This window comes from Actinomycetota bacterium (genome assembly GCA_016700055.1).
Classification (GTDB): Bacteria; Actinomycetota; Acidimicrobiia; order Acidimicrobiales; family Ilumatobacteraceae; genus Kalu-18.
Genome location: CP064997.1, coordinates 1,153,239 through 1,177,285, shown reverse-complemented (window position 1 = coordinate 1,177,285; position 24,047 = coordinate 1,153,239). Strand labels below are relative to the sequence as shown.

23 protein-coding genes are annotated in these 24,047 nt (G+C 70.7%); 14 read left to right on the top strand and 9 right to left on the bottom strand.

Going from position 1 to position 24,047, the window contains the following annotated elements; all coding sequences use genetic code 11:
* Positions 1 to 2: 2 nt before the first annotated feature.
* Positions 3 to 266 (bottom strand): helix-turn-helix domain-containing protein, encoded by a 264-nt coding sequence (locus IPM43_05575; GenBank protein ID QQS25835.1) that lies wholly within the window; start codon positions 264 to 266, stop codon positions 3 to 5.
* Between the two features lie 118 nt (positions 267 to 384).
* Here IPM43_05575 and IPM43_05570 point away from each other — a divergent pair, with 118 nt between their 5' ends.
* Positions 385 to 1,626 carry an acyl-CoA dehydrogenase family protein gene (locus tag IPM43_05570; GenBank protein ID QQS25834.1) on the top strand — a complete coding sequence of 414 codons (1,242 nt, stop codon included), beginning with the start codon at positions 385 to 387 and terminating at the stop codon, positions 1,624 to 1,626.
* Positions 1,627 to 1,692: 66 nt separating this feature from the next.
* On the opposite strand, the gene IPM43_05565 is transcribed toward IPM43_05570, so the two are convergent.
* Both IPM43_05565 and IPM43_05560 read right to left on the bottom strand, forming a co-directional pair.
* Entirely contained in the window at positions 1,693 to 2,601 is a 909-nt protein-coding gene (locus IPM43_05565) for a hypothetical protein (protein ID QQS25833.1), read from the bottom strand.
* A gap of 99 nt (positions 2,602 to 2,700) precedes the next feature.
* Positions 2,701 to 3,489 carry an enoyl-CoA hydratase/isomerase family protein gene (locus tag IPM43_05560; GenBank protein QQS25832.1) on the bottom strand — a complete coding sequence of 263 codons (789 nt, stop codon included), beginning with the start codon at positions 3,487 to 3,489 and terminating at the stop codon, positions 2,701 to 2,703.
* 120 nt (positions 3,490 to 3,609) lie between these two features.
* Here IPM43_05560 and IPM43_05555 point away from each other — a divergent pair, with 120 nt between their 5' ends.
* Both IPM43_05555 and IPM43_05550 read left to right on the top strand, forming a co-directional pair.
* On the top strand, positions 3,610 to 5,166 hold the full coding sequence (locus IPM43_05555; protein ID QQS25831.1) for a DNA-3-methyladenine glycosylase 2 family protein: 1,557 nt from the start codon (positions 3,610 to 3,612) through the stop codon (positions 5,164 to 5,166).
* A gap of 18 nt (positions 5,167 to 5,184) precedes the next feature.
* Positions 5,185 to 5,706 (top strand): methylated-DNA--[protein]-cysteine S-methyltransferase, encoded by a 522-nt coding sequence (locus IPM43_05550; protein ID QQS26343.1) that lies wholly within the window; start codon positions 5,185 to 5,187, stop codon positions 5,704 to 5,706.
* 52 nt (positions 5,707 to 5,758) lie between these two features.
* Here the strand turns inward: IPM43_05550 and IPM43_05545 are convergent, their stop codons facing one another.
* Together IPM43_05545 and IPM43_05540 are read right to left on the bottom strand one after the other, a co-directional pair.
* Entirely contained in the window at positions 5,759 to 6,397 is a 639-nt protein-coding gene (locus IPM43_05545; protein QQS25830.1) for a hypothetical protein, read from the bottom strand.
* A gap of 12 nt (positions 6,398 to 6,409) precedes the next feature.
* Positions 6,410 to 6,988, bottom strand: a complete 579-nt coding sequence (locus IPM43_05540) for a hypothetical protein (protein QQS25829.1) — start codon at positions 6,986 to 6,988, stop codon at positions 6,410 to 6,412.
* A gap of 97 nt (positions 6,989 to 7,085) precedes the next feature.
* On the opposite strand from IPM43_05540, the gene IPM43_05535 reads away from it, so the two are divergent.
* The 4 genes from IPM43_05535 to IPM43_05520 are packed head-to-tail and all read left to right on the top strand — an operon-like array spanning position 7,086 to position 11,910.
* The gene (locus IPM43_05535) at positions 7,086 to 8,312 is read left to right on the top strand and encodes an MFS transporter (GenBank protein QQS25828.1); all 1,227 of its coding nucleotides are present in this window, start codon (positions 7,086 to 7,088) and stop codon (positions 8,310 to 8,312) included.
* 11 nt (positions 8,313 to 8,323) lie between these two features.
* On the top strand, positions 8,324 to 9,130 hold the full coding sequence (locus IPM43_05530) for a DUF1775 domain-containing protein (GenBank protein ID QQS25827.1): 807 nt from the start codon (positions 8,324 to 8,326) through the stop codon (positions 9,128 to 9,130).
* Positions 9,094 to 10,737 (top strand): copper resistance protein CopC/CopD, encoded by a 1,644-nt coding sequence (locus tag IPM43_05525; GenBank protein ID QQS25826.1) that lies wholly within the window; start codon positions 9,094 to 9,096, stop codon positions 10,735 to 10,737. The genes IPM43_05530 and IPM43_05525 overlap by 37 nt, the downstream gene beginning before the upstream one ends.
* A 24-nt stretch (positions 10,738 to 10,761) precedes the next feature.
* The gene (locus tag IPM43_05520) at positions 10,762 to 11,910 is read left to right on the top strand and encodes an acyl-CoA dehydrogenase (protein QQS25825.1); all 1,149 of its coding nucleotides are present in this window, start codon (positions 10,762 to 10,764) and stop codon (positions 11,908 to 11,910) included.
* Between the two features lie 40 nt (positions 11,911 to 11,950).
* Here the strand turns inward: IPM43_05520 and IPM43_05515 are convergent, their stop codons facing one another.
* Together IPM43_05515 and IPM43_05510 are read right to left on the bottom strand one after the other, a co-directional pair.
* Positions 11,951 to 13,111 carry an IS30 family transposase gene (locus IPM43_05515; GenBank protein ID QQS25824.1) on the bottom strand — a complete coding sequence of 387 codons (1,161 nt, stop codon included), beginning with the start codon at positions 13,109 to 13,111 and terminating at the stop codon, positions 11,951 to 11,953.
* Between the two features lie 15 nt (positions 13,112 to 13,126).
* Positions 13,127 to 14,350 carry a CoA transferase gene (locus tag IPM43_05510; GenBank protein QQS25823.1) on the bottom strand — a complete coding sequence of 408 codons (1,224 nt, stop codon included), beginning with the start codon at positions 14,348 to 14,350 and terminating at the stop codon, positions 13,127 to 13,129.
* Between the two features lie 118 nt (positions 14,351 to 14,468).
* Here IPM43_05510 and IPM43_05505 point away from each other — a divergent pair, with 118 nt between their 5' ends.
* From IPM43_05505 to IPM43_05485, 5 genes are read left to right on the top strand one after another with little or no spacing between them, the layout of a single operon-like run.
* On the top strand, positions 14,469 to 15,011 hold the full coding sequence (locus IPM43_05505; GenBank protein QQS25822.1) for a VOC family protein: 543 nt from the start codon (positions 14,469 to 14,471) through the stop codon (positions 15,009 to 15,011).
* On the top strand, positions 15,011 to 15,643 hold the full coding sequence (locus IPM43_05500) for a carboxymuconolactone decarboxylase family protein (GenBank protein QQS25821.1): 633 nt from the start codon (positions 15,011 to 15,013) through the stop codon (positions 15,641 to 15,643). Before IPM43_05505 ends, IPM43_05500 begins: the two co-directional genes overlap by 1 nt.
* 10 nt (positions 15,644 to 15,653) lie before the next feature.
* Positions 15,654 to 16,355 carry a GntR family transcriptional regulator gene (locus IPM43_05495; GenBank protein QQS25820.1) on the top strand — a complete coding sequence of 234 codons (702 nt, stop codon included), beginning with the start codon at positions 15,654 to 15,656 and terminating at the stop codon, positions 16,353 to 16,355.
* Complete coding sequence (locus IPM43_05490; protein QQS25819.1) at positions 16,352 to 17,317, top strand: hydroxymethylglutaryl-CoA lyase; 966 nt, start codon at positions 16,352 to 16,354, stop codon at positions 17,315 to 17,317. The genes IPM43_05495 and IPM43_05490 overlap by 4 nt, the downstream gene beginning before the upstream one ends.
* 27 nt (positions 17,318 to 17,344) lie before the next feature.
* Entirely contained in the window at positions 17,345 to 17,806 is a 462-nt protein-coding gene (locus IPM43_05485) for a GatB/YqeY domain-containing protein (protein ID QQS25818.1), read from the top strand.
* A 29-nt stretch (positions 17,807 to 17,835) separates the two neighbouring features.
* Here IPM43_05485 and IPM43_05480 read toward each other — a convergent pair whose 3' ends face one another.
* Positions 17,836 to 18,924, bottom strand: coding sequence for a DUF1214 domain-containing protein (locus tag IPM43_05480; protein QQS25817.1), 1,089 nt, complete (start codon positions 18,922 to 18,924; stop codon positions 17,836 to 17,838).
* Positions 18,925 to 19,102: 178 nt separating this feature from the next.
* On the opposite strand from IPM43_05480, the gene IPM43_05475 reads away from it, so the two are divergent.
* On the top strand, positions 19,103 to 20,284 hold the full coding sequence (locus IPM43_05475; protein ID QQS26342.1) for a sulfotransferase: 1,182 nt from the start codon (positions 19,103 to 19,105) through the stop codon (positions 20,282 to 20,284).
* A 39-nt stretch (positions 20,285 to 20,323) separates the two neighbouring features.
* Entirely contained in the window at positions 20,324 to 22,036 is a 1,713-nt protein-coding gene (locus IPM43_05470) for an aminotransferase class V-fold PLP-dependent enzyme (protein ID QQS25816.1), read from the top strand.
* A gap of 22 nt (positions 22,037 to 22,058) precedes the next feature.
* Here the strand turns inward: IPM43_05470 and IPM43_05465 are convergent, their stop codons facing one another.
* Complete coding sequence (locus IPM43_05465; GenBank protein QQS26341.1) at positions 22,059 to 23,420, bottom strand: sugar transferase; 1,362 nt, start codon at positions 23,418 to 23,420, stop codon at positions 22,059 to 22,061.
* Positions 23,421 to 24,047 lie beyond the last annotated feature (627 nt).

Here is a 24,047-nt window from a genome sequence, read left to right as displayed (position 1 = left end):
CCCTAGGTGTCGAGCAGTGCCGCCGCGCGAGGGGTGTCCGCCGCGGTGAGCATCCATCCCCGTCCGCGCACGGTCTGGATCGCCTCGCCGCCGAGTGCCCGGCGCAGCGTCACCAGCAACGAGTCGCAGCGCCGGTCGTTCAGGTCGCTCAGCCCCGCGCGCCGAGCGATCTCGCGGCGGCCGACGACACGCCCGGAGCACTCGACGAGCACCACGAGCACGGCCAGCTCGTTCGCGCCGAGGCGCTGCTGCAACAAGTCCGCCATGTGGCCCGACCGTACGCGGCGTTGGTTTCGCGGTGGTTCACGGTGCGTTAACGGGATGTGAAGCGAGCAGAGCGCTGCCGGCTGGCCTTGACTTGACCCGCGGGTCGAGAATGGCGGCATGGACCTCAAGTACCCCGCCGCCGCCGAAGAGTTCCGGGCGGAGATCCGCTCCTGGCTGGAGGACAACCTGCCCGCCGGTTGGTTCGAGCCCGGGTTCGAGCTCGGCCCCGAGGAGCGCAAGGTGTTCAACGAGGAGTGGACGGCGAAGCTGTTCGCCGGTGGCTGGATCTGCGCCACCTGGCCCGTCGAGTACGGCGGCAAGGGTCTCTCGACGATGCAGGGCGTGGTGCTCGCCGAGGAGTTCGCCCGGGCCAAAGCGCCGCTGCGTGCCGACTTCTTCGGCGACACGCTCGTCGGGCCGACGATCCTGCAGTGGGGCACCGAGGAGCAAAAGCGCGAGTTCCTGCCGAAGATCCTGAACGGCACGATGTCGTGGTGTCAGGGGTTCAGCGAGCCGAACAGCGGCTCCGACCTCGCCTCGCTGAAGACGACCGCAGTGCTCGACGGTGACGAATGGGTGATCAACGGCCAGAAGGTGTGGACCACCCAGGGTCACCACGCCGACTTCTGCTTCCTGCTCACCCGTACCGACCCGGAGGCGCCCAAGCACAAGGGCATCTCCTACATGCTCGTGCCGATGAAGCAGGCCGGCGTCGAGGTGCGCGGCATCGTCCAGCCCGACGGCACGGCCGAGTTCTGCGAGGTGTTCTTCACCGAGGCCCGCTGCCCGAAGGACTACGTCGTCGGCGGCGTGAACAACGGCTGGAAGGTGGCCAACTCGACGCTCGCGTTCGAGCGGGGGATGAGCGCGACGACCGGGTACCGACGGTTCGAGGAGGAATACCGGCTGATGGTGGCCGCCGCGCGGGCGAACGGGCGCATCGACGACCCGCTCGTGCGCCAGCGTCTCGCCGGCTACCACACGTCGATCCAGATCCTGCGCATCAACGGGCTGCGCTCGCTGACGGCGACGCTGAACGAGCGCCGCGACGCCGGTGTCGCTGCGCTCGGCGCCTCGAACAAGATGTTCTGGTCCGAGATGCACCAGCGGGCGATGGAGCTCGCGCTCGACATCTACGGAGCGGACGCGATGCTGAGCGATGCCGGCCCGGACGGCGGTTCCTGGCCGGGCACGGGGCGAGACCGCGGCCGCGACGGCTACCCCGTCAGCCCGATGGTGTCGGCGTTCTTCTTCAGCCGCTCCGAGACGATCTGGGGCGGCACGAGCCAGATCCAGCGCAACATCGTCGGCGAACGCGTCCTCGGCCTCCCGAAAGACCCCCAACCCCCGCAACCGTGATCTCCCCCCTCCGTTCTCGGTCGGATGAGTCGCGCTATGTGTCACAAATCCGACCGAGAAACTGGCTCAGCGCCAGCCGCGGGAGCGCAGCAGCCGCTCGAGCGTGGCGGTCACGCGCTGGGGGAAGCGGGTCACCATGCGCCACGTGAAGTGGGGGACGATCCACCCCTGCAAGTCGAAGAACGTGTCACGGGCGGCCTGGCGCTCGAACTGATCGAGCGAGTGGTACTTGGCCCAACCGTCGACCTCGCCGCCCACTCGGTAGGGGGGCCAGCCGACGTCGATCAGGTACGGGCCGATCTGCACCTGCACCTCGGGTTCGGGTAGGCCCGCCTCGGAGAGGATTCGCAGCAGTCGGGCCTCAAGCACGCTGTCGGGTGGGCGATCGCCGAGCGTCCAGTCGGCGAGCACGGCACGCAACGGGCCGATTCCTGCTCGCCCCTGGCGGGAGTGGCGCCGCACCGCTGCTTCCAGCTGGTCGCGGGTGACGAGCCCGGCAACGACCATGCGCTCGGTCGCCGGGCGGACGGCCCACGGCGCGACGGCCCCGAGGTCGAGCAGCGTCCGGCTGGGCGGGGTGACGGGGATGCCGCGCTGCTCGACCGCGAGGAGCTGGAGGTGGTCGACGGGTCGGTGCGCGAACACGCCGTCGAGCGTCCTCGCGGCTGGTCGGCCGCGCAGCATGACGTCGACGGGTGTGCCCGCCGGCGGGTCGAAGCTGTCCCACAGCCAGGCGGCCGAGCGAGCGCCGGCAACCGAGCGTGGGCCGGCGGCGAGCACCGCCGCCATCACCGCGCGCTCTGCGGTCGGCGGGGAGCCGACGAACGCGGCCACGCCCTGATGAACCGGAACCAGGACGCCGCCCTCGATCAGGCGGTACCACGTGCGTCGCGACATGCCGAGGAGGTCGGCCTGGTAGATCGCGACGAGGCCGTGCTGGCGCTCGGCAACCGTCGACAGTCGTTTGATGTCCACACCGGTGTGTGAGCCGAGACCGACGGTGACCGGCAGTCCTTCCGTTCTCGGTCGGATGAGTCGCGCTATGTGTCACAAATCCGACCGAGAACGCGGGTGTCAGGTGGACGAACGGCGGGCGGAGAGGTAGGCGAGGCTGGCGGCGCGGCTCTCCGGGTCGGACATCGCGAACGCGAGCGCGTCGGCGTCGGCAGCATTGCGGCCGGTGCCGGCGATCTCCTCCATCACCGCGTTCACCTGCTGCTTGGTCGTGCGCAGCGCGTAACCGGGCTTGCCGGCGAGCGACGCCGCCAGGCTGGCGACCTCGTTCGTGAGGTCTTCGGCGGCGACGACGCGGTTGACGAAGCGCAGCGCGAGGGCTTCGTCGGCGCCGAACGGACGACACGTGAGCACGAGTTCCTTCGTCACCGCCGGGCCGAGCTCCCGCACCAGGCGGGGGATGCCACCCCACGCGAGCGGAATCCCGAGGTCGACCTCGGGGATCGAGAACCGCGCGTCGTCGGCCGCGATGCGCAGGTCGCACGCCGCGGCCAGCACCAAGCCACCGCCGACGCAGTGGCCTTGGATCGCGGCGATCGTGAGTGCGCGCACGTCGGTGAGTGCCTCCGCGGCCAGTCGCCCGAGCTCGGCCGTCTCACGCGGGCTCACCCCCGGCTCCGGTCTCGTGAAGTCGTCCAGGTCGAACCCGGCGGAGAACGCGCGCCCCTCCCCGCCGACGACGACGATCTTCAGCTCCTGCTGTTCGTCGAGCCAGCGGGCGGCGAGCACCACCTCACGCAACACAGTGCGTGACAGCGCGTTCAGCCGCGTCGGACGGGCGAGCCACAGCTCACCGACGGCGCCGTTCGCGGTCACGCGGATGGTCTCGAACTCCGGAGCGTCAGTCACCCCCACATTCTCGGTCGGATTTGTGACACATAGCGCTACTGATCCGACCGAGAACGCGAAGGGGGACGATCGATCGAGTTGTCCGATTTCCGCTAGGAGACCTTGACCGGGAGCGCCAGGATGGGGGGCGTGACGACGGGGGTGGACGACAGCGTGCTGGAGCGAGCGGCTCGCTCGCGTGACCCTCGCTTCGACGGCTGGTTCGTGGTCGCAGTGACGAGTACGGGGATCTACTGCCGGCCGTCGTGCCCGGCGACGCCGGCCCGTGCCGACCGTCTGCGCTTCTACCCGACCGCGGCGGCGGCGCAGCTCGGAGGGTTCCGCGCCTGCAAGCGCTGCCGACCCGAGGCCACGCCGGGCTCACCGCAGTGGCGCGTCCGCAGCGACGTCGTCGCCCGGGCGATGCGGCTCATCGCCGACGGTGTCGTCGAACGGGAAGGCGTCGCCGGCCTCGCCGGCCGCCTCGGCTACAGCGAGCGCCACCTCACCCGCATCATGACCGCTGAGCTCGGCGCAGGTCCGCTCGCCATCGCTCGCGCCGAGCGTGCTCACACCGCCCGGCTGCTCATCGAGAGCACCGCGTTGGCGTTCACCGACATCGCTTTCGCGGCCGGATTCGGGAGCGTGCGCCAGTTCAACGACACCGTGCGCGCCGTGTTCGCGGTCACGCCGACGGCGTTGCGCGATGCCGGACAAGCGCGAGCACGCAACGGCCGCCACGATCCGCGGGCCGCGCCCGACCACGGTGCAAACGGCCAGCCAGCGGCGATCCAGCTGCGGCTGGCGATGCGTCACCCGTTCGACGCCGCGGGGCTGTTCGCGTTCATCGGCCGGCGCGCGGTCCCTGGCGTCGAGGCCTGGGACGGCACCGCCTACTCCCGCACTCTCGATCTGCCGCACGGCCACGGCGTCGTCACGTTGACACCTGCTCTCGCCGGCAACATGCGCGTCGTATACGCGCGCCTGGCAGTCGCGCAGATGCGCGACCTCGCCGCAGCCGTCGATCGCTGCCGTCGGCTGCTCGACCTCGACGCAGACCCCGAAGCGATCGACGCCCACCTCGGTGCGCATCCGCTGCTCGCCCCCCTCGTCGCCGCCAGACCGGGGCTGCGCTCACCCGGCAGCGTCGACGGCGCCGAGCTCGCCGTACGGGCCGTGCTCGGTCAGCAGGTGTCCGTCGCCGGTGCGCGGACGCTCGCCGCCCGGTTGACCCGAGCGGCGGGCGAACCCCTCGACCAGACCCAAGCCGCGTTCGACCCGAGCCTGTCGCACGTGTTCCCGACGGCGAGGGCGCTCGCCGAGCTCGACCCCGCGTCGCTGCCGATGCCGCGCGCACGCTCGTGCACGCTGCAGCGCCTCGCCACGGCGATCGCGCAAGGTGTGCTCGTCGTCGACCCCGGCGCCGACCGTGAGGCGCTCCGCGCCGCGCTCCTCGCGATGCCTGGCATCGGGCCGTGGACGGCGTCGTACGTGCTGATGCGCGCAGTCGGCGACCCTGACCAATTCCTGCCGACCGACCTCGGCGTGCGCCGCAGCCTCGATCGCCTCGGTACCGACAGCTCACCGGCCGGGGCAGCCCGACTTGCCGAGGGCTGGCGGCCGTGGCGCTCGTACGCGCTGCACCATCTTTGGGCAGGACTCGACCAAGAGCCGACACCACGGCAGACGCCCGACTGAGAGGATTCGATCCACATGCTGCTCCACCGAACCGTGCTCGACACACCAATCGGGCCGCTCACGATCATCGCTTCGGACATCGGCGTGCGCGCCGTGCTGTGGCCTGGCGACGACGCGGCCGGGCGCGTCACGGTGCACGACGAGGTGCGTGACGCCGACGACCGCGACGCCGACGACCGCGCGCACGCGGTGCTCGCCGCGGCCACAGCCCAACTCACGGAGTACTTCGCCGGGACACGTACCGAGTTCGACCTGCCCCTCGATGCCGAAGGCACGCCGTTCCAGCACGCGGTGTGGGACGTCTTGCGCACGATCCCGTACGGCACGACGATCAGCTACGGCACCCAGGCGCGCGAACTCGGCGACGCCCGCAAGGCGCGTGCCGTCGGCTCCGCCAACGGTCGCAACCCGATCTCGGTGATCGTCCCGTGCCACCGCGTCGTCGGGGCGGACGGTTCGCTCACCGGGTTCGCCGCCGGGACGGACGTGAAGGCGTGGCTGCTCGACCACGAGCAACGGATCCTCGCCCGCAGCCGCTGACGCGCCCGCAGCCGCTGACGGCCGCAGCCGCTGACGGCCGCAGCTACCTCGGTCAGCGCTTGCGCTTCGCGGCCGCAGCTTGCTCGCGTCGAGCTCGGGCGGCATCGCGGTCGGCCTGGTGACGGGCCTTGCGCTCGGCGCGCAGACGCTCGCGTTCGGCGTCGTCGGCGGCGTCGATCCTCGGTTCGGGGGCGACCGGTCGCTGCTCGGCGGGTGGCAGCTTCACGACGTCGTCGTGTTTCAAGAGCCGGGTGAGCAGCGGCGCGGCGACAGCCTCGCCGGTGACCACCGAGGCGAGCATCAGCCGCGTCGTCGCCAGCCCGTGGCGCTCGACGAGCCCGGGGATGACGCGCTGCAGCTCGTCCTCGCTCGGGTTGTCGCTCGCCTCGCCGAGCTGCTCGATGCAGTCGGCGAGGCAGCGGTCGCTGACGACGAGTGCGATCCGTTCCAGGTCGCCGTTCATCCGGCCGCGCTGGGCCGCCGACCGTACGGCCGCCAGCCGAGATGCCGTCGCCGGCTCGGTCCCGTCGGCAGGGGCTTCGTCGGCGCGCCATCTCGCGATGTGGTCGACGGCGTCGGCCGCGTCTTCCTCGAGCGCGTCGAGCAGCGACGTGAGCTCGTCGTCGGAAAGCGCGTTGAAGGCCCGGTCGAGCAGCGACAGCGCGGCGAGGCGGTTGCGGACCTGGTTCACGAGGGCGACACGCTAACGGCGGACAGGCTCGACCGCGTGCCGCGCCTCAGGACGAGCCAGACGACCCGATCGCCACAGCGCGCCGAGCGTGACGAGCCCGACCAGCACCAACTCGACTGCCGAGGCGACACGCATGCCGGCGACCCGGCGGTCCAGCACGGCGTCCAGCTGGTGGAGCGAGATGTTGTGCACGGCGACGAAGCACACCAGCGTGGCGACGGCAACGGCGACGGGCAGGTAGCGGCGCCGCCGTGGCGGGATTCGCCAGATGGCGACGACCACGGCGACGGCCCACGCGATCGCGATGATGCCGACGGCCACGGCCTGCACCGCCCGCCGGGTGTCGTACCAGCCTTGCGAACGGGCCTGATCGCGACCGGCGTCGGCGAGCGCCCCGCCGAGGTCCAGCGCGTGGCCGATCGCCAAGAACGCGAGCAGTGCCGCGGTCCAGCTCCAGAAAGCGGGCCACAGGTACGAGAAGTCATCGGCACCGAGCGACGCGCGTTCGCGGTGGCGGGTGTACATGCAGGCCAGCGCCGCGAGGCCGTACGCGCCGACCAGGACCCAATCCGCATCGAGCCCGCCGCTCATGGCGGCACGCTATCGGCGGCAGATCGGCGCTGAAGCCGGCCACCCGCAGCGCCCCGGTGATGGCCGTGCTCGGCGTCCCCTGCTGTGATGGGGAATGATGAACCCCTCCAGCGAGCGACTCGTCAGCACGCCGTTCGTCGTGGTGACGCTCGCCACCGGCGTGTTCTTCATCTTCGTCGGCATGGCAGCGCCGGTGCTGCCGAGGTTCGTGGAGGAAGAGCTGGGCGGCGGGGGGACCGAGATCGGGTTGACGATCGCGGTCTTCTCGTTGGCGGCGATCGCGGTGCGCCCGCTCATCGGCTGGCTGGGTGACGTCGCCGGTCGCCGGGCGTTGATGGTCGGCGGAGCGCTGCTCGGTGGGATCGGCGGCGGGTTCGTCGGGCTGGCTCCGAACATGGCCGTGCTCCTCGCGCTGCGGGCCGTGTCCGGCATCGGCGAGGCGGCGGTGTTCGTCGGCTCGGCCACCCTCGTCGCCGACCTTTCGCCTCCGGATCGCCGCGCAGAGGGGGCGAGCTACTTCTCCGTCGCCGTGTTCGGTGGCGTCGGCATCGGCCCGATCGTCGGCGAATGGGTGCTCGGCGACGACCGCTGGGTGCGGGTGTTCGCGATCGGCTCGGTGTTCTGCGTGCTCTCCGCGGCGATCGCGATGTTCGCGCCCGGTCGGCCCGTGACCCTCGCCGCCGGTGCCGATGCGGGCACCGATGCCGGGGCAGCGGTGGGCGGGCCGCCGCGGCGCGGCTTCCACAGCGGGGCGTTCGGCCCAGGGGTCGTGCTCGCGTCGGGCATCGGCACCATGGCGGCGTTCATCGCGTTCATCCCGACGTACGCCGACGACCTCGGCATGGGCGGCGTGGCCGGCGTGTTCGTGGTGTACAGCATCGTCAACCTCTCCGTGCGCGTCGGGTTCGCCCGGCTGCCGGAGCGCCTCGGGCTCGCGCGCACGGCGGCGGCCGCGCTGACCGCGCTCGGCACGGGGGCAGCCATCGCGGCGCTCGTGCGGTCACCGGCCGGCCTCTACGCCGGCACGGTCGTGCTCGCCCTCGGCACCGCATTGCTGTATCCCGCCCTGCTCGCGGCAGCCGTCAACCCCGTCCCGGAGAACGAGCGGGCGCAGGTGATCTCCACGTTCACGATGTTCTTCGAGATCGGCACGATCGCCGGCGGACTCGTGCTCGGGCCGATCGTGGCCGCGACCACCGAACGGGCGGCGTTCGTCGGCGGGACGGTGTTCGCCGTGACCGGGATCGTGCTGTTGCGTACATGGGTGTTGCCCCGTGTGGCGCGCGCCGAGCTGCGCGTGTCGAAACCGTCACACTCGGACTAGACATCTGCCCCATGTCGTTTCGTTCCCGGCTGCTCTTCGCGCCGCTCGTCGTGGGCGTTGCCGCCCTCGCCCCGTGCACGGCCGCGCTCGCGCACATCGACCCGGAGCCATCGGAGGCGCCAGCGGGCAGCCTGCAGTCGATCGGGTTCACCGTCGAGCACGGCTGCGACGGCTCGCCGACGGTGCAGCTCGACATGCTGCTGCCCGAGGCCGTCCTGCAGCCTGTGGCGGAGGCGCCGTCGGGCTGGACGGGTTCGATCGCCGACACAGCGGAGGGCGCCGTCGTCACGTTCGTCGGCGGACCGCTGGCCGACGACGTCGAGGGGACGTTCCGGGTGCAGATGCTGCTGCCCCGCGCCGCAGGGTCGACGCTGTACTTCCCGTTCGTCCAGCGCTGCGAGCAGGGCGAGATCCGCTGGATCGACATCCCGAGCGACCCGTCGGCCGACGAGCTCGACGAGCCTGCTCCTGCGCTGCTGCTGACCGCCGAGCTGCCCGGCACGACCGACCCGCCGCCGGCGACCACCGCGGCGCCCGAGACCACCGCCGCGCCCGAGACCACCGCCGCGCCCGAGACCACCGCCGCGCCCGAGACCACCTCGGCGCCCGAGACCACCTCGGCGCCCGAGACCACCGCCGCGCCCGAGACCACCGATGCGCCGCTCGCCACGTCCCCGGTGCCGGACACGTCCGCAGTCGACGACGGCGACGGCTCGTCGAGCACCGGGACGATCGTCTTCGTCGTGGTGGGTCTCGTCGTCGCGCTCGGTGCAGCGGTGCTGTGGCTCCGGTCGAGGCGTTCGGGCGGGAGCGCGTGACCCTGCGCAGGATCCTCGTCGCATCGGGCGCGGTGCTCGCCGCCGTCCTCGCGACGCTGCTCGGCCTCGCCTCGCCGGCGAGCGCCCACGCCACCCTCGACAGCACCAGCCCACCGGCCGAGAGCGTCCTCGACGTCGCGCCGGCCGAGATCGTGCTCACGTTCACCGAGGCCGTCGACCCGGTGCCGGGCTCCATCCGCCTGCTCACCGCGGACGGCTCCGAGATCGACATCGGCGCGATCACCCAGGACCGCGGCAGCGACACGCTGTCGGCCACGGTTCCCGAGATCGGGCGCGGCACTCACGTGGTCGTATGGCGGGCGGTATCGGCTGATTCGCACCCGATCAGCGGCGCCTTCACGTTCGCCGTCGGCGAGCGCACCGATACTGCGCCGGGTCTCGTCGAGGGAGCCCTCGGCGAGGGCAGCTCGTCCGACGCCGGTGAGGTGCTGCTCGGGGTCGGCAGGTGGGCGAGCTTCGCCGGCATCGCCGTGCTGCTCGGCGCGCCCGTGGTGCTCGCCGTCGTGGCACGCGAGCACGCGCGGTCGAGGCGAGCACGGCTCCTGGTCGGCGCCGCCATGGAGGCGGCCGTGCTCGGGACCGTGCTGATGCTCTTCGCGCAGGCCGCGGTGACCGATTCGACGTTCGGCGACGTCGTCGGCACCAGCTCGGGCCGGTGGTGGCTTTGGCGCCTCGGCGCGATCGTGGTGGCCGGCGCGCTCGCTCTGGCGGGATCCCGAGCCCGTGAGGCGGCCACGTCCACCGCGTTGCGCGTCGGCGGCCACCTGAGCGCGGCGGCGCTGCTCGTTGTGACCGCGGCCGGCGGCCACGGGATCAGCGGGCGATCCGTGGCCGGCGGGTACGTAGCCACCGTCGTCCACCTCGCGGCGATGGCGGTGTGGCTCGGCGGAATCGTCGCCCTGGTCGTCTGCGTGCCGCGGTCCTCGCTGTTCGCGTCTGCAGCCAGGTTCTCGCCGTTGGCGATCGGCTCGGTGGTCGCCCTGGCAGCCACGGGTGCGGTCAACTGGTGGCGCCAGGCCGGGTCGCTCGACGCCGTCTTCGACACCACGTACGGGCGGTGGTTGCTCGTCAAGCTCGTCCTCGTGCTCGGCGTGGTCACGCTGGGAGGCGTCAGCCGCTGGCTCGTGTACGCCCACCCTGGCGACGCCGGGACCGATCCGGCGATGCGCCGGGTGCTCGCGGCCGAGGTGGTCGGCATGGCGCTCGTGCTGGCGGCGACGGCCGGGCTGGTGAGCGCGGTGCCTCCGGTCGACCTCGTCGTCGGGCCGGCCAGCGCCAGCGCGGTGCAGGGCAACCGCATCGCGCAGGTCGTGCTCGACCCCGCCGTCGCGGGTGGCGCCGAGCTGCACGTGTACATCTCCGGCGGCGGGGGAGCGCTCGACGCCGCCGACGAGATCACGGTCGAGGCGAACCTCGCGGCCCAGGCGATCGGGCCGCTCGAGATCCCCGTCGTCGACGCTGGTCCCAACCACGTGCGCTCGTCCGACGCAAACCTGCCTGTCGCCGGAACCTGGACGTTCACGGTGACAGCCAGGTACGGCGAGTTCGAGGAGGTCGTGTTCACCACCGACCTCGTGGTCAGATGAGTGGTCCGATGAGAGGCAACTGAGATGGACGACGTGGAGCTCGTGGAACGCTGCCGGCAGCTGGCCCCGGTGCTCGCCGACCAGGCCGAGCTGGGCGAGGAGCTGCGGCGCATCCCCGACGCGGTGCTGGAGCGGATCGTCGACGCCGACATCTTGCGCGCGGTCGTACCTGCCTCGCTCGGCGGCGGAGCGGCGTCCCTGCGCGCTCTCTGCGACGGCACCCGCGAGCTCGCTCGGGGTTGCCCGGCCACAGCTTGGACCACGTCGTTCCTCATGTTGCATGCGTGGATGCTGAGCAGGTTCCCCGTCGAGTCCCACGACGAGCTGTTCGCCGAAACGGTGCCGACTGCGGCGGCGCCGCTCGCCCCGACGGGCAGGTTCGCGGCTGCCGACGGGGGGTATCGGGTGTCGGGTCGCTGGGAGTGGGCCACCGCCGTGAACAACTCGGAGTGGTGCATCGTGCACGGCTTCGACGAGACCGTCGAGTTCGGGACCCGCTTCGCGGTGATCCCGGTGTCCGAGCTCACCGTCGAAGACTGCTGGTTCACCTCCGGCATGCGCGCAACCGGCTCGAACGTGGTCGAGGCCGAAGACGTCTTCGTCCCGGCTCGCCGCACGGTGAACGGCGACGAGCTACGGGGGACCGGCGCCGGCGTCGCCGACGACCAGCTCGCTTCGCTCCCGTTGCTGTCGGTCCTTGCTCTCGTCGCATCGGCGCCCGCGGTCGGCGCCGCCGAGGCCGCGGTCGATTCGTATCGCGGCCGCGTCGCCGAGCGGATCCTTGCCTACAGCCTCGGCGAGAGGGCGGTCGACCAGCCCCTCGTCCAGGCCCGCCTCGCCGCGCTCACGAGCGAGCTCGAGACGATGCGTGCCGGCTGGCACGGCGCGATCGACGAGCTGCAACGGGTCGCCGCGCACGCCCCGCCCGACGACTTGCTGCGGGTCAGGACGCGGCTCGCAGCCGCCGCGGCCGTGCGGTCCAGCCGTCGGATCATCGGGGAGGTCGGGGAAGGGGCAGGGGCGAGCGTCTACGCCAGCAGTCACCCGATCCAGCGTCTCCAGCGTGACGTCGAGACCCTGAAGGGCCACGTCGTGTTCGACTGGGACCGCACCACCGAGCTCGCCGGCCGGGTGATGCTCGGCCATCCACTGCGTCCGACCGACATGGCGTAGGGCCCCCCTCAAGTTCTCGGTCGGATTTGTGACGGCGAATTCAAGCGGTGGTCGCGACAAGCTCGGCGAATCGTTCGGCTGGAGTATCCCATGCGAGGGTCTTGCGGGGGCGTCCGTTGAGGAGCGCAGCGATGTGGTCGAGATCGTCTTGGGTGTGCACGGACAGGTCGGTGCTCTTCGGTAGGAATTGGCGCACGAGCCCGTTCCAGTTCTCATTGCTGCCACGTTGCCATGGCGAGTGCGGGTCGCAGAAGTACACGTCGACGCCGGTGGCGACACTGAATGCTTGGTGACTGGACATCTCGGTTCCTTGGTCCCAGGTCAGCGAGCGGACCAGCTGGGTTGGAAGGCGGGCGATGTTGGCTTCGATCCGCTCGTTGACATGGGCAGCGGTGCGAGCGTCGAGCTTGATCAGCATCCCCATCCGTGTGCTCCGCTCGACCAGAGTTGCCACGGCGCTGTTGCCGTTCTTGCCGATGACCAGATCGCCTTCCCAATGCCCGGGGATCGCCCGGTCCTCGATCTCGGCGGGCCGCTCAGAAATGTTGACCATGTTCGGGATCCGACCCCTGGTGTCCGGCGTGCGCGAGTGCGGCCGGCGGGCCGCCCGCCCGGACCGCAAGCAGGCGGCGAGCTCTTTGCGCAGCTCGCCTTTGGCCTGGATGAACACCGCCTGATAGATCGACTCGTGCGACACCCACCACTGTGACTGATCAGGATGATCTCTGCGGAGACGTTCAGCGATCTGCTCGGGTGACCAGGTACGTTCACGAATCAAGGCCTGCACCTCGAGCCACAGCCACGGTCGTTGCTCGGTCCATGATGGCTTCGGACGTAATGCGGCCTGATCGGCATGCTCCTGGGCGACGAACGCCCGATAGTGATGGCGACCGCCACAACGAGCGATCTCCCGACCGATCGTTCCCCGATGACGACCCAACCGGATAGCGATCGCGCTGTTGGTCTCGTTGCGTTCGATCCCGACCCGGATCTCCTCACGTTCCTCCAACGTCAAGGCATCGTCGCGGAGCTTGCGATCACGTAACACCGTCACAGCTTCCTCGGCAGCGCGCAGCTCCAACGTGCTCTTGGCGACACCGGCGATCGCAGCAGCTTCAACCCAGGTCGCACCCCGAGCCAGAGCCCTCAACCCTGGGAACACCACCGACAACCGCAACCTCGGCCGGCCAATCTGAGCCATGCGACACCTCCTCAATCAGGAGCTGTCGCGCTCACCCCTTGAACTCGCCGACACATAGCGCGACTGATCCGACCGAGAACTGGAGGCGAGTTCGGCTCGAACGACCTCGTCGTGCTCGCCGAGCGACGGGCCGACGTCGCGCACCGAGCCCGGTGTGCGTGAGAAGCGCGGCACGATCCCGGTCATCGGCAGGTCGAAGCCCGCACGCGCCCGGCGGCGCAGCACCATGTCACGGGCCGCGTAGTGCTCGTCGCTCAGCATGTCCGACGCGGTGTAGACGCGTCCGGCGGGCACGCCGTGCTCGGACAGCAGCTCGAGCAGCGCACCGGCGTCGACGGTGCGGGTCCAGGCTGCGATGGCGGCGTCGAGCTGCTCGGCGTTGGCGCCGCGCGCCGAATGGTCGGCGTAGCGGTCGTCGTCGGCCAGCTCGGGCCGGCCCATCGCGGTGCACAGGCGCCGGAACACGGCGTCGGCGTTGCCGGCGATGAGCACCTCGGAGCCGTCGGCGGTCGGATACGCGTTGGCCGGGGCGACCCCGGGGAGCGTCCCGCCGGAGCGGTCGCGGACGACGCCGGCGACCGCGCAGTCGGCCATGGTGGATTCCATCAGCGAGGCGACCGCCTCGTAGATGGCGACGTCGACCTCTTGGCCCCGACCGCTCGACCGGCGCTCGTGGAGCGCCGCCAGCGCGCCCATCACGGCGTGCATGGCGGCGAGCGAATCGCCGAGGCTGATCCCGCAGCGTGCCGGCGCCCGATCGGGGTCGCCGGTGGTGTGGCGGATTCCGCCGACCGCTTCGCCGATCGACCCGAAGCCCGCCTCCCCGGCCCGCGGTCCTGTCTGGCCGAACCCGGAGACGTGGACGAGGACGAGCCCCGGGTTCGTCCGGGACAGCGCTGCGTAGTCGAAGCCCCACTCGGCCATCCGCCCCGGCCGGAAGTTCTCGATCACGATGTCGGCGGCGTCGATGAGCTCGCGGACGAAGGCCCGGCCGTCGTCGGTGCGCAGGTCGGCGGTGACCGATCGCTTGTTGCGGGCGATCGTCGGCCACCACAGGCTGTCGCCGTCGGCGGTGGTCACGCCCCATCCCCGCATCGGGTCGCCCTCGACGGGGTCCTCCACCTTCACCACGTCGGCTCCGTAGTCGCCGAGGAGCTGGCCGGCGAAGGGACCGGCGATGAAGTTGCCGAGCTCGACGACACGGACTCCGGCGAGCGGCCCAGCTGGTATCGATTGCATGCAAATCATGCTGCCAGCCGCGCCGATGGCAGGGCAACTGACGTCAAGCGCCTTGTTCGTAGGACTTTCGAGTCGTGCGAACTTGACGGAGGCCTGCCGTGTTGCACACAATCGCGCGATGGCCGAGTTCGAACTCCGAGGCATCAACCACCTCGCCCTTGTCTGTAGCGACATGGGGCGCACCGTCGACTTCTACGAGGGCGTGCTGGGCATGGCACTCACGAAGACGATCAACCTGTACGGCGGCGGTCAGCACTTCTTCTTCGACTGCGGCAACGGCGACTCGCTCGCGTTCTTCTGGTTTCCGAACGCGGCCGAACCCGTGCCGGGCGTCAGCGGTCCCCGGGTCCGGCCCGACCAGGGCGATCTGGCCTCCGCGCATGGCTCGATGAACCACGTGGCCTTCGACGTCGCGCCGGAGCGCATCGACGAGTACGTCGGCAAGCTGCGCGCCGCCGGCATCGACTGCACCGAGGTCGCCAACCACGACGACTCCGAGTTCGGGATCGCGAAGGACATGCACGAGGGCGTGTTCGTCCGGTCGATCTACTTCCTCGATCCCGACGGCATCCTGCTCGAGTTCGCGGCCTGGACGCGCCAGCTCGGCCCCGACGACGTGCGCCACGAACCCATGCGCCTCGACGACGCGGAGGTCTCGTGATGCCCCGGCTCCACCAGGTCAGCCGCGCCGAGTCCGACGCCCCCATCGTGACCGCCATGTACAACCTGCTGTTCGGCGATCGCGATCCCGTCGCCGAGCCCGGCACCGCCACGGGGACGCCCGGCGATTGGTGGTGCGCCTTCGCCAACTCGCCGGCCGTGCTCGAGCACGCGGTGCAGGGGTTCGGTCTCTACCAGAGCACCGCCCGCCGCCTCGACCCGGTGCTGCGGGAGCTCGGCCAGACCCGGGTCGGGTGGGCTGCCGGCAGCCAGTTCGTCTTCTCCCAGCACTGCAAGTCGCTGCGTGGGCTCGGCGTCGACGAGGACAAGATCGCTGCGGTACCGCACTGGGCGGCGAGCGAGCTGTTCTCCCCGGTGGAACGGCTCGTCCTCGCCTACACCGACTGCCTCGTCTACGACCTCGGTCGTGTGCCCGACGGGCTGTTCACGGCCTTGCGTGGGCATCTCGACGACGTCGAGATCCTCGAGCTGACCTACATCACCACGCTCTACCTCCACCACGCCGTCATGTCCCGGGCGCTGCGCACCGAGTGGGACGACGTCGACGAGCGGATCACCGAGGTGCGGCTCGAGGGCGCCGAGGACCGGTTGCTGCGCATCTCGCGCGACTGAGCCTCCGGCGATGGCGAACGACACCGAGCGCGTCTACCAGGCGTTGCGGCGGCGCATCATCGAGGGCGTCGAGCCGCCGGGCGCCCGCCTGATCGAGCATCGTCTGGCGGAGACGTTCGCCTGCTCGCGCACGCCGGTCCGGGAGGCAGTGCGTCGCCTCGAGTCCGAGGGGCTCGTCGTCGTCGAGCCGAACTGCGGCGCCGAGGTCAGGCCGCTCTCCGAGGTCGACATCTCCGATCTGTACGAGGTGCGCGCCCGCCTCGAGGCGTACGCCGCCGAGCTCGCCGCCGTGCGCGGCGAACCGCAGGAGCGCCACGCGCTGCGCGATGCATGCGCGGCCTTCGACGCCGCCGCGGGCGCCGTGCGCCGCGCCCGGCGCCAGCCGTCGATCGAGCTGGTGCGAGACCTCGAGGCGGCGAACGGCCGCTTCCACGGCCTCGTCCTGGCGATGAGCCGCCATGCCCGGGTCCAGGTGCTCGTCGCGGCCGCAGTCGACGCACCGCTCGTCTTCCGGGCATTGCAGCGCTTCACGCCCGACGAGCTGGAGCGGTCGTGCCTCTTCCACGACGCCATCGCCACGGCCATCTGCGCGGGCGAACCGGCTCGGGCCGGTCGGCTGATGACCGAGCACGTGCTCCAGGGCAGAGACGCTCTACTCGCGCAACTGTCCGCGGCGGGCGGCGTCGGCGAGCTGTTCGCGGTCGGCCGATGACCAGCACCGCCGCCACCCCCACCACCAGCAGCCCCGCGACCAAGTCCCGGAAGACCCCCATCCTGCGGGACGTGACGCTGCGCGACGGCCTCCAGGACGAGTTGCCGATCGGCACCGAAGCGAAGCTCGCCATCTACGAGGCGCTCGTCGCCGCGGGCGTGCGCGAGCTCGAGCTCACCTCCTTCGTCAGGGCCGACCTGGTCCCGGCGATGGCCGACGCCGAGGCGCTCTGCGCAGCGACTGCCGCCGTCGCTGGAGGGGTCACCCGGTGGGGGCTGGTGCTCAACACCCGCGGCGCCGAGCGGGCTCTCGCCGCCGGGCTCGGGCACCTCCAGTTCGTCGTGTCGGTCAGCGACACGCACTCGCGGCACAACGCGGGCCGCAGCACCGACGAGGCGCTCGACGACCTGACCACCGTCGTCGGGTTGGCCTCCGCGGCCGGAGCCGTGGTGGAGGTGACCTTGGCGTGCAGCTTCGGCTGCCCGTTCGAGGGGCAGATCCCGGTGGCGCGGGTGACAGCCCTGGCTGGCCGCTGCGTCGAGGCGGGGGTGGCTTCGATCGGGCTGGCGGACACGATCGGAGTGGCGATCCCGTCCGAGGTGCGGCGTCTGGTGGCCGAGATCGCCGACCTCGCCAGCGGTGCCGGCGTCGCAGTCGGCGTGCACCTCCATGACACCCGCGGCCTGGGCGTCGCCAACGCGCTGGCCGCGATCGAGGCCGGCGTCGACCGCATCGACGCCAGCGTGGGCGCGCTGGGTGGCTGTCCTTTCGCTCCCGGAGCGTCTGGCAACGTGGCTCTCGAAGACCTCGCTCACGCGCTGGCAGCTGACGGCGTAGAAACGGGCGTCGACGTGGCGGGTCTCGTCGTGGCAGCCGAGGTGGCGTGCGGTGCGGTGGGGCGGCCGGTCGGAAGCCATGTCGGAGTCGCCGGGCCACGCTTCGCGACAAACCCGACCGCTTGAGGCCGCCGCGGGCTGCATGATGGAGCGGTGGCGACACTGAAAGAACGGCTCCATCAAGACCTCACATCAGCGATGAAGGCGCGCGACGAGCTCGCCACCTCGACGCTGCGCATGGCTCTCGCGGCGATCACCAACGCCGAGGTCGCCGGCGACGAGGCCGTCGAGCTGTCCGACGAGCAGGTGGTCGGCGTCTTGGTGGCCGAGGCGAAGAAGCGCTCCGAGGCAGCCGAGGTCTACGAGTCCGCGGGACGTGACGCGCAGGGCGCGAAGGAGCGCGCTGAGCTCGCGCTCATCACCACCTACCTCCCCGCCGCGCTCGGCGACGAGGAGCTGTCGGCGATCGTCGCCGACGAGGTCGCGCGCGCCGCGGCGCAGGGTGTGACGGGCCCGAAGGCGATGGGCCAGGTGGTGAAGGCCGTGCGCAGCCGCGCGGGTGCCGGCGCCGATGGGGCGCGCATCGCCGTGCTCGTCAAGTCCGCGCTCGGCTGATCGCCCGTGTCCGCCGGCCCGGCGGCCGGCTACAGCTTGCGGATCTCGGTCGTCGGGCGCTCGGGTGTGGCCGACGGGTAGAACCAGCGGAACCAGATCCGGCCGCGGGGGTGCCCGGCGGTCGACACCCAGTTCGGGTGCCCGGGGTCTCGCGCGGCGACGACGATCTCCCACGACCCGTCCGGCTCGTAGGCCACCTGACCGCCGTTGATCGTCACCCGCTCGTAGTCGTAGTTGAACGTGTGCATGAACTGGTTCCACAGGCACATGTTCCAGAACGCGCACTCCGGGGAACGGCCGCGCAGCACGAGCGCCTCGTCGTCGGCGAGGTCGAAGCTGCCCATCGCGTACGCGGCATCGCCGGCCGCCCAGCCGAACGTCTTGCTCGGCACCGGGTACGGCTCGTCGACGTGGTTCGCCTGGCCGAGCGGAAGCGGGACCATCGCCGCCTGCTCCTCGAACCAGGTGCGGGCGGCCCGGAACCGGCGAGCGAGATCGGCGTCGTCTTCGCGGAACGTCCCCGGGTCGTCGAGGCACTCGATCTCCCAGGCCACGCGCCGGCCGTGGCGCGGCTCGGTCAGGTAGTCACGCGTGATCGCGCAGACGGCGTCGGGCTCCAGACGCAGCCAGGCGCCGGTGTGCCCCGGGGGCGGCTCCGCGGGGGAGAGCGTCAGCTCGAACCGGCCGTCCGGCCCCATCTCGACCAGCCGGTCGTTGACGGTGCCGACGATGCGCTCGGAGTAGCGGCCGTCGTCGGGCCCGCCGTACACGGTCAGCGAGAAGTAGGCCGCGTCGCCCGCCACTGCGCGAACGCGGTAGGTGCGGGTGGGGTCGATCGGCGCGTACTGGTAGTACGCGTCGGAGTTGTCGCCACCCCACTTCTTGTACGGGCCGACGATGTCTACGAAGCGGGGCCGGCGGCTGTCGCTCCACACCTGGGTGTCGAGCGCGACCTGGAGCATCGAGAACATCCAGCGGTAGCCCTCCAGCACTTGCTGGTCGTCCGCCGGCGCGTTCGGACCCTCGAACAGCTTGCGCTCCGCCCCGGCGAGAGCCTCGAGCAGGGCACGCACCTCGGTACCGGTGGCGAACTCAGGGTTGTGCGGCTCGGTGCTCATCTCTTCGGCCCACCTCCAGCCGGGCACCCTAGGAGATGTCGGTTACCGTGCTCGCCGTGAACGGGGGAGCCGGAATGGCAGGGGTGGGATCGCGGTGACCGAGCGACCGCCGTTGCTGCGCATCGACGACCTTGCCGCGCCGCAGTTCTCCGCCGAGGTGGCCGAGATCCGCGACGTCGTGGCCGCGCTCGCCGAGGGGGTCGAGCTGGAGCCCGACGCGGTCATCGCCGAGGCCAGGGCGCAGACCGGTCTGAGCGAACTCGCCGCGGACGACGCCTATCACGAACGGCTCGCCGTGGTGCTGCGGTCGTTGCGCGACGAGGCCAATCTCGGTGCGTTCGGGCGGTACAGCATGTTCTCCACGTTCACCGGTCTGGTGAAGAACCGGCTGCTCGTCACCGACCTGCTGGCGCGCCATCCCGAGATCCACGACGTCGACATCGCGCGACCGATCGTGATCTGCGGCCTACCCCGCACCGGCACCACCCACCTGCACAACCTGATGTCCGCCGACCCGAACCTGCGCTCGCTGCCCTACTGGGAGAGCCTCGAGCCGGTGCTCTCCGACGCCGAGCGTCCCGCTCCCGGCGAGCCCGATCCGCGGCGGGCACGCTGCGACATGGCGGTCGGCATGATCGACGCATCGATGCCGCTCTTCAAGCGGATGCACGAGATGACCACCGACCACGTGCACGAGGAGATCCAGCTACTCGCCGTCGACATGTCGACGATGCTGTTCGAGTCGATGGCGTACGTGCCCACGTGGCGGGCGTACTACGAGTCGCACGACCAGACCCCGCACTACGAGTACCTGCGCACGCTGCTGAAGGTGCTCACGTTCCTGCGCGGCGGCGAGCGCTGGGTGTTGAAGTCGCCTCAGCATCTGGAGCAGATGGTCCCCCTCGCGCGGACCTTCCCCGACGCGACGTTCGTGGTCACCCACCGCGACCCGGTGTCGGTGGTGGTGTCGATGGTGACCATGCTCGCCTACGGGGCGCGGATGTCGGCCGCCGTCGTCGACCCGGTCGCCATCGGGCGGGAGTGGGCAGACCGGCTGGAGAAGATGCTGCGCGCCGCGGTCCGCGACCGTGATTCGCTGCCCGCCGCGCAGTCCACCGACGTGCTGTTCCACGAGTTCATGGCCGACGACTTGTCCACGGTCGAGCGCGTCTACGAACTTGCCGACCAGCCGCTCGACACCGGCTCGCGCCAGGCGATGGCCGACTACATGGCCGATCACCCCCGTGGCCGCTTCGGCGCGATCGACTACGACGCGGCCCAGCTCGGCCTCGACCGCGGCGAGCTGAGGGAGCGCTTCGCCTTCTACACCGACCGCTTCGCCGTCCTCCTGGAGGACTGACGCTCTGCCCGAGCGGGCCGGTCCGTAGGCTCGTGTCCGATGCCTGACGACCTGCCCGACGACGACGTGGAAGTGCTGATCCGGTACGTCCGCGACAGCGTCGTCGGCGGCGACGAGATGGTCGAGGGCCCGTACGGCCCCCGTCCGGTGGTGTACGCCGACTACACCGCGTCGGGTCGTTCACTCTCGTTCATCGAGGACTACGTGCGCGATGTCGTCCTGCCGCTGTACGCGAACACGCACACCGAATCCTCCGGCACCGGCCGCCAGACCAGCCACTTCCGTGAAGAGGCGCGCCAGATCATCCGTCGCAGTGTCGGTGCCACCGACGAACACGCCGTGGTCTTCTGCGGCAGCGGCGCCACGTACGCGGTCGACAAGCTCGTCGGCGTGCTCGGCCTGCGGCTGCCGTCGGCGCTCGACGACCGCTACCACCTGAGCGACGCGATCGCCCCTGAGCAGCGCCCGGTCGTCTTCGTCGGGCCCTACGAGCACCATTCCAACGAGCTGCCCTGGCGCGAGTCGATCGCCGACGTGGTGACCATCAGCGAAGACGCCGACGGCCACGTCGACCTCGCCCACCTCGAATCCGAGCTCGTTCGCCACGCCGCGCGCCCGCTGAAGATCGGCTCGTTCTCCGCCGCGTCGAACGTGACCGGCATCCTCACCGACACCGCCGCCGTGTCCACGCTGCTGCACCGCCACGGTGCCCTGTCGTTCTGGGACTTCGCGGCAGCCGCGCCCTACGTGGCGATCGACGTCGGCTCCCCCGCGGGTGGCGCCGATCTCGACTACTACGACGCGATCTTCCTGTCGCCGCACAAGTTCATCGGCGGGCCGGGTACACCGGGTGTGCTCGTCGCCCGGCGTGAGCTGTTCGCCAACCGGGTGCCGGTGGTCACCGGTGGGGGGACCGTGGCGTACGTGAACCCGACCGAGCACGACTACCTGCCCGGCGTCGAGCAGCGCGAGGAGGCCGGCACACCCGCGATCGTCGATTCGATCCGCGCCGGGCTGGTGTTCCAGTTGAAGGACGCGGTCGGCACCGATGCCATCCGCCGTCGCGAGGAGTCGTTCGTGCAGCGCGCGATCACCGAGTGGGGCGAGCACCCGAACATCGACATCCTCGGCAACCGCCGTGCCGCCAGGCTGTCGATCGTGTCGTTCGTCGTGCGCCACGGTGAACGGCACCTGCACCACAACTACGTCGTCGCCCTGCTGAACGACCTGTTCGGGATCCAGTCCCGCGGTGGCTGCTCGTGCGCCGGCCCGTACGGTCACCGGCTGCTCGGCATCGATCTCGAGCGCTCACACGAGTTCGAGCGCGAGATCACCCGCGGTTGCGAGGGGATCAAGCCCGGCTGGGTACGCGTCGGATTCAACTACTTCATCGACGAGGACACGTTCCGGTATCTCGTCGACGCGGTCTCGCTCGTCGCCGACGCCGGTGCAGAGCTGCTGGCGCACTACCGCTTCGACCCCGACAGCGGGTTGTGGACCCACCGCGACGGGGCCGGAGCACCGCCGATGAGCCTCGCCGACGTCAGCTACGCGTCGGGCGCGATGGCGTACCCGTCGCACCGGCGCCGGGCACCCGAGGGTGTGCTCGCGCAGGTGCTCGACGAGGCCCGCCGCCTCGTCGACGCAACCCGTGCTTCGCCGCTGCGGGCTTGCGAACCGCCGTCGACCAACGCCGACTTCGAGCACCTGCGCTGGTTCCCGTACCCCGCGGAAGCCGGTTCCGCCGGTTGAGCGGAGGGTCGGCAACGGTGGGTCAGCTCGCCCCGCGCTGCAGCACGACGGCGGTGATCGTGCGCAGCACGATCCTGACGTCGTGGAAGATCGACCAGTTGTCCACGTAGTAGAGGTCGAGCCGCTTGTAGTCCTCGAACGAAGTGCCACTACGACCAGACACCTGCCACAGACCGGTGATACCCGGCAGCACACGCAAGCGCTCGTGCACCTCGGCATCCCAGCGCGCGACCTCGCTCGGCAGCGCGGGACGCGGGCCGACGACGCTCATCTCGCCGCGCACGACGTTCCAGCACTGCGGGATCTCGTCGATCGACAACTTGCGCAGCACCCGTCCGACTCTCGTCACCCGCGGGTCGTCGCTGATCTTGAACAGCGGACCGTCCATCTCGTTCAGCTCGCGCAGGTCGTCCAGCTGCGATTCGGCACCGTCGACCATCGTGCGCAGCTTCATGATTCGGAAGCGACGCCCGCCGAGGCCGACGCGTTCTTGGCGGAAGAGCACGGGTCCGGGCGACTCGATCTTGATCGCCAACGCAGCGATGGCGACGAACGGGGCGGTGAGAGCGAGAACTGCGAGGGCGGCGGCGACGTCGAAGACCCGCTTGCCACGTCCCCGCCAGCCGTCGCGCACCGTCGGCTCGATGTAGATCAGGGTGCGTCCGTCGATGGCTTGCGGGCGCATCCGCGTGACGTCGATGTCGCGCAGGGTCGACGAGAGGGCGACGTGGAGCCCGGCGTCGGTCAGCTGGCGCGCGAGGCGGTTGACGACCGCGGGTTCGACGGAGGCGAGCGAGACCATCGCCCCGGTGCAGTCGTGCTCGGACATGATCCGTTCGGCGTCGTCGATCGGCCCGAGCACGCTGCACCCGCCCCGTTCACCGAGGTCGTCGTCTCCGAGGAAGCCGACGACCAGGTAGCCGAGGTGAGGGTTGCGCTGCAGCGAGTGCATCATGCCGATCGCATGGGCGTCGGTGCCGATGATCACGATTCGCCTGCTGATCCGTCCGCTGCTGCGCAGGCGGTTGAAGGCGGCTCGGGCCAACGCGCGCTCTACGAGCAGCACCAAAGTGACGAACACGTAGACGCTGGCCACCCAGAAGCGGGAGAGGTTTGAGTACTTGAGCGCGAAGGCGACGGCCACCATGGCCCCCAGGCCGATCGCACTCGCGCTCATCAGCCGGCCGACCTCCTCGGTCGGACGCTCCACCGCGCGAGCAGCGAAGGTCCTCTTGGCCGCCAGCGCGCCGAACCAGAACGGCGCGCTGAGCATGGACAGCAGCAGATGGTCGAGTTGGATGTGGTGGGGAACCGGGCGCAGCAGCGCTTGGGAGCCGAAGGCCAGCATCATGCCGACGCCGATCGCGACTGCGTCCGCGACCATCAGCCGCCGGCGCAGGCTGCCCGGACCGTACACACGGGTCGGCGCCGGAGAAGGCGGAAGTGCCCGCTGGCTGCCTTCAGCGACGGTGCCCGGCGATGGCGCCGGCACCGCAGCGGCCGAGGGCCACGTCGGCGGAGCGAAGGACTCCGTAACCACCGGCGCGGGATAGGACGGACCGATCGATCGTCGGGAACCCCTACTCGCTCGCACCGGTCCTTCCTCCACCCGTCCCAGGCGCCACCGAAATCGGTTTGGCCCGGAAGGGTGAAGGTACTCTGAATAGGGCCTTTAGTCACTCAAATATCTCACACCGAGCGATATTTGTAGCCTATTCCCGTCGAATTCTCACTCAAAGTGATGGTTCTGGTGCATCGCGTGCGAATTCGAAACACATCGGTAAGCGTGCTCCATCGTCGGTGCCACGGGAGTACGCTCGCCAGCTACGTCGACTCGATCCCACGCGCGGCCCGGTCAACATGTTACGATTTGATGACGGGCGGTGTCCGGGCGGCACGAGTGCCGGCCGGAGACAGTCGAAGCGGAGGTCATCGTCTATGAAGAAGTTCGGGTCAACAGTCCGGGGAGGGAACCGACCGAGGTGGGTCGGGTTCGCCGCCGTGGCGTTCT

Excerpts from the sequence above, each read along its gene's own strand:
- IPM43_05510 (QQS25823.1), bottom strand. The coding sequence starts at position 14,350 with ATGCAATCGATACCAGCTGGGCCGCTCGCCGGAGTCCGTGTCGTCGAG.
- IPM43_05505 (QQS25822.1), top strand. The coding sequence starts at position 14,469 with ATGGCCGAGTTCGAACTCCGAGGCATCAACCACCTCGCCCTTGTCTGT.
- IPM43_05530 (QQS25827.1), top strand. The coding sequence starts at position 8,324 with ATGTCGTTTCGTTCCCGGCTGCTCTTCGCGCCGCTCGTCGTGGGCGTT.
- IPM43_05570 (QQS25834.1), top strand. The coding sequence starts at position 385 with ATGGACCTCAAGTACCCCGCCGCCGCCGAAGAGTTCCGGGCGGAGATC.
- IPM43_05490 (QQS25819.1), top strand. The coding sequence starts at position 16,352 with ATGACCAGCACCGCCGCCACCCCCACCACCAGCAGCCCCGCGACCAAG.
- IPM43_05465 (QQS26341.1), bottom strand. The coding sequence starts at position 23,420 with ATGGTCGCGGACGCAGTCGCGATCGGCGTCGGCATGATGCTGGCCTTC.
- IPM43_05515 (QQS25824.1), bottom strand. The coding sequence starts at position 13,111 with ATGGCTCAGATTGGCCGGCCGAGGTTGCGGTTGTCGGTGGTGTTCCCA.
- IPM43_05480 (QQS25817.1), bottom strand. The coding sequence starts at position 18,924 with ATGAGCACCGAGCCGCACAACCCTGAGTTCGCCACCGGTACCGAGGTG.
- IPM43_05540 (QQS25829.1), bottom strand. The coding sequence starts at position 6,988 with ATGAGCGGCGGGCTCGATGCGGATTGGGTCCTGGTCGGCGCGTACGGC.
- IPM43_05520 (QQS25825.1), top strand. The coding sequence starts at position 10,762 with ATGGACGACGTGGAGCTCGTGGAACGCTGCCGGCAGCTGGCCCCGGTG.
- IPM43_05470 (QQS25816.1), top strand. The coding sequence starts at position 20,324 with ATGCCTGACGACCTGCCCGACGACGACGTGGAAGTGCTGATCCGGTAC.
- IPM43_05535 (QQS25828.1), top strand. The coding sequence starts at position 7,086 with ATGAACCCCTCCAGCGAGCGACTCGTCAGCACGCCGTTCGTCGTGGTG.
- IPM43_05500 (QQS25821.1), top strand. The coding sequence starts at position 15,011 with ATGCCCCGGCTCCACCAGGTCAGCCGCGCCGAGTCCGACGCCCCCATC.
- IPM43_05575 (QQS25835.1), bottom strand. The coding sequence starts at position 266 with ATGGCGGACTTGTTGCAGCAGCGCCTCGGCGCGAACGAGCTGGCCGTG.
- IPM43_05495 (QQS25820.1), top strand. The coding sequence starts at position 15,654 with ATGGCGAACGACACCGAGCGCGTCTACCAGGCGTTGCGGCGGCGCATC.
- IPM43_05555 (QQS25831.1), top strand. The coding sequence starts at position 3,610 with ATGGGGGGCGTGACGACGGGGGTGGACGACAGCGTGCTGGAGCGAGCG.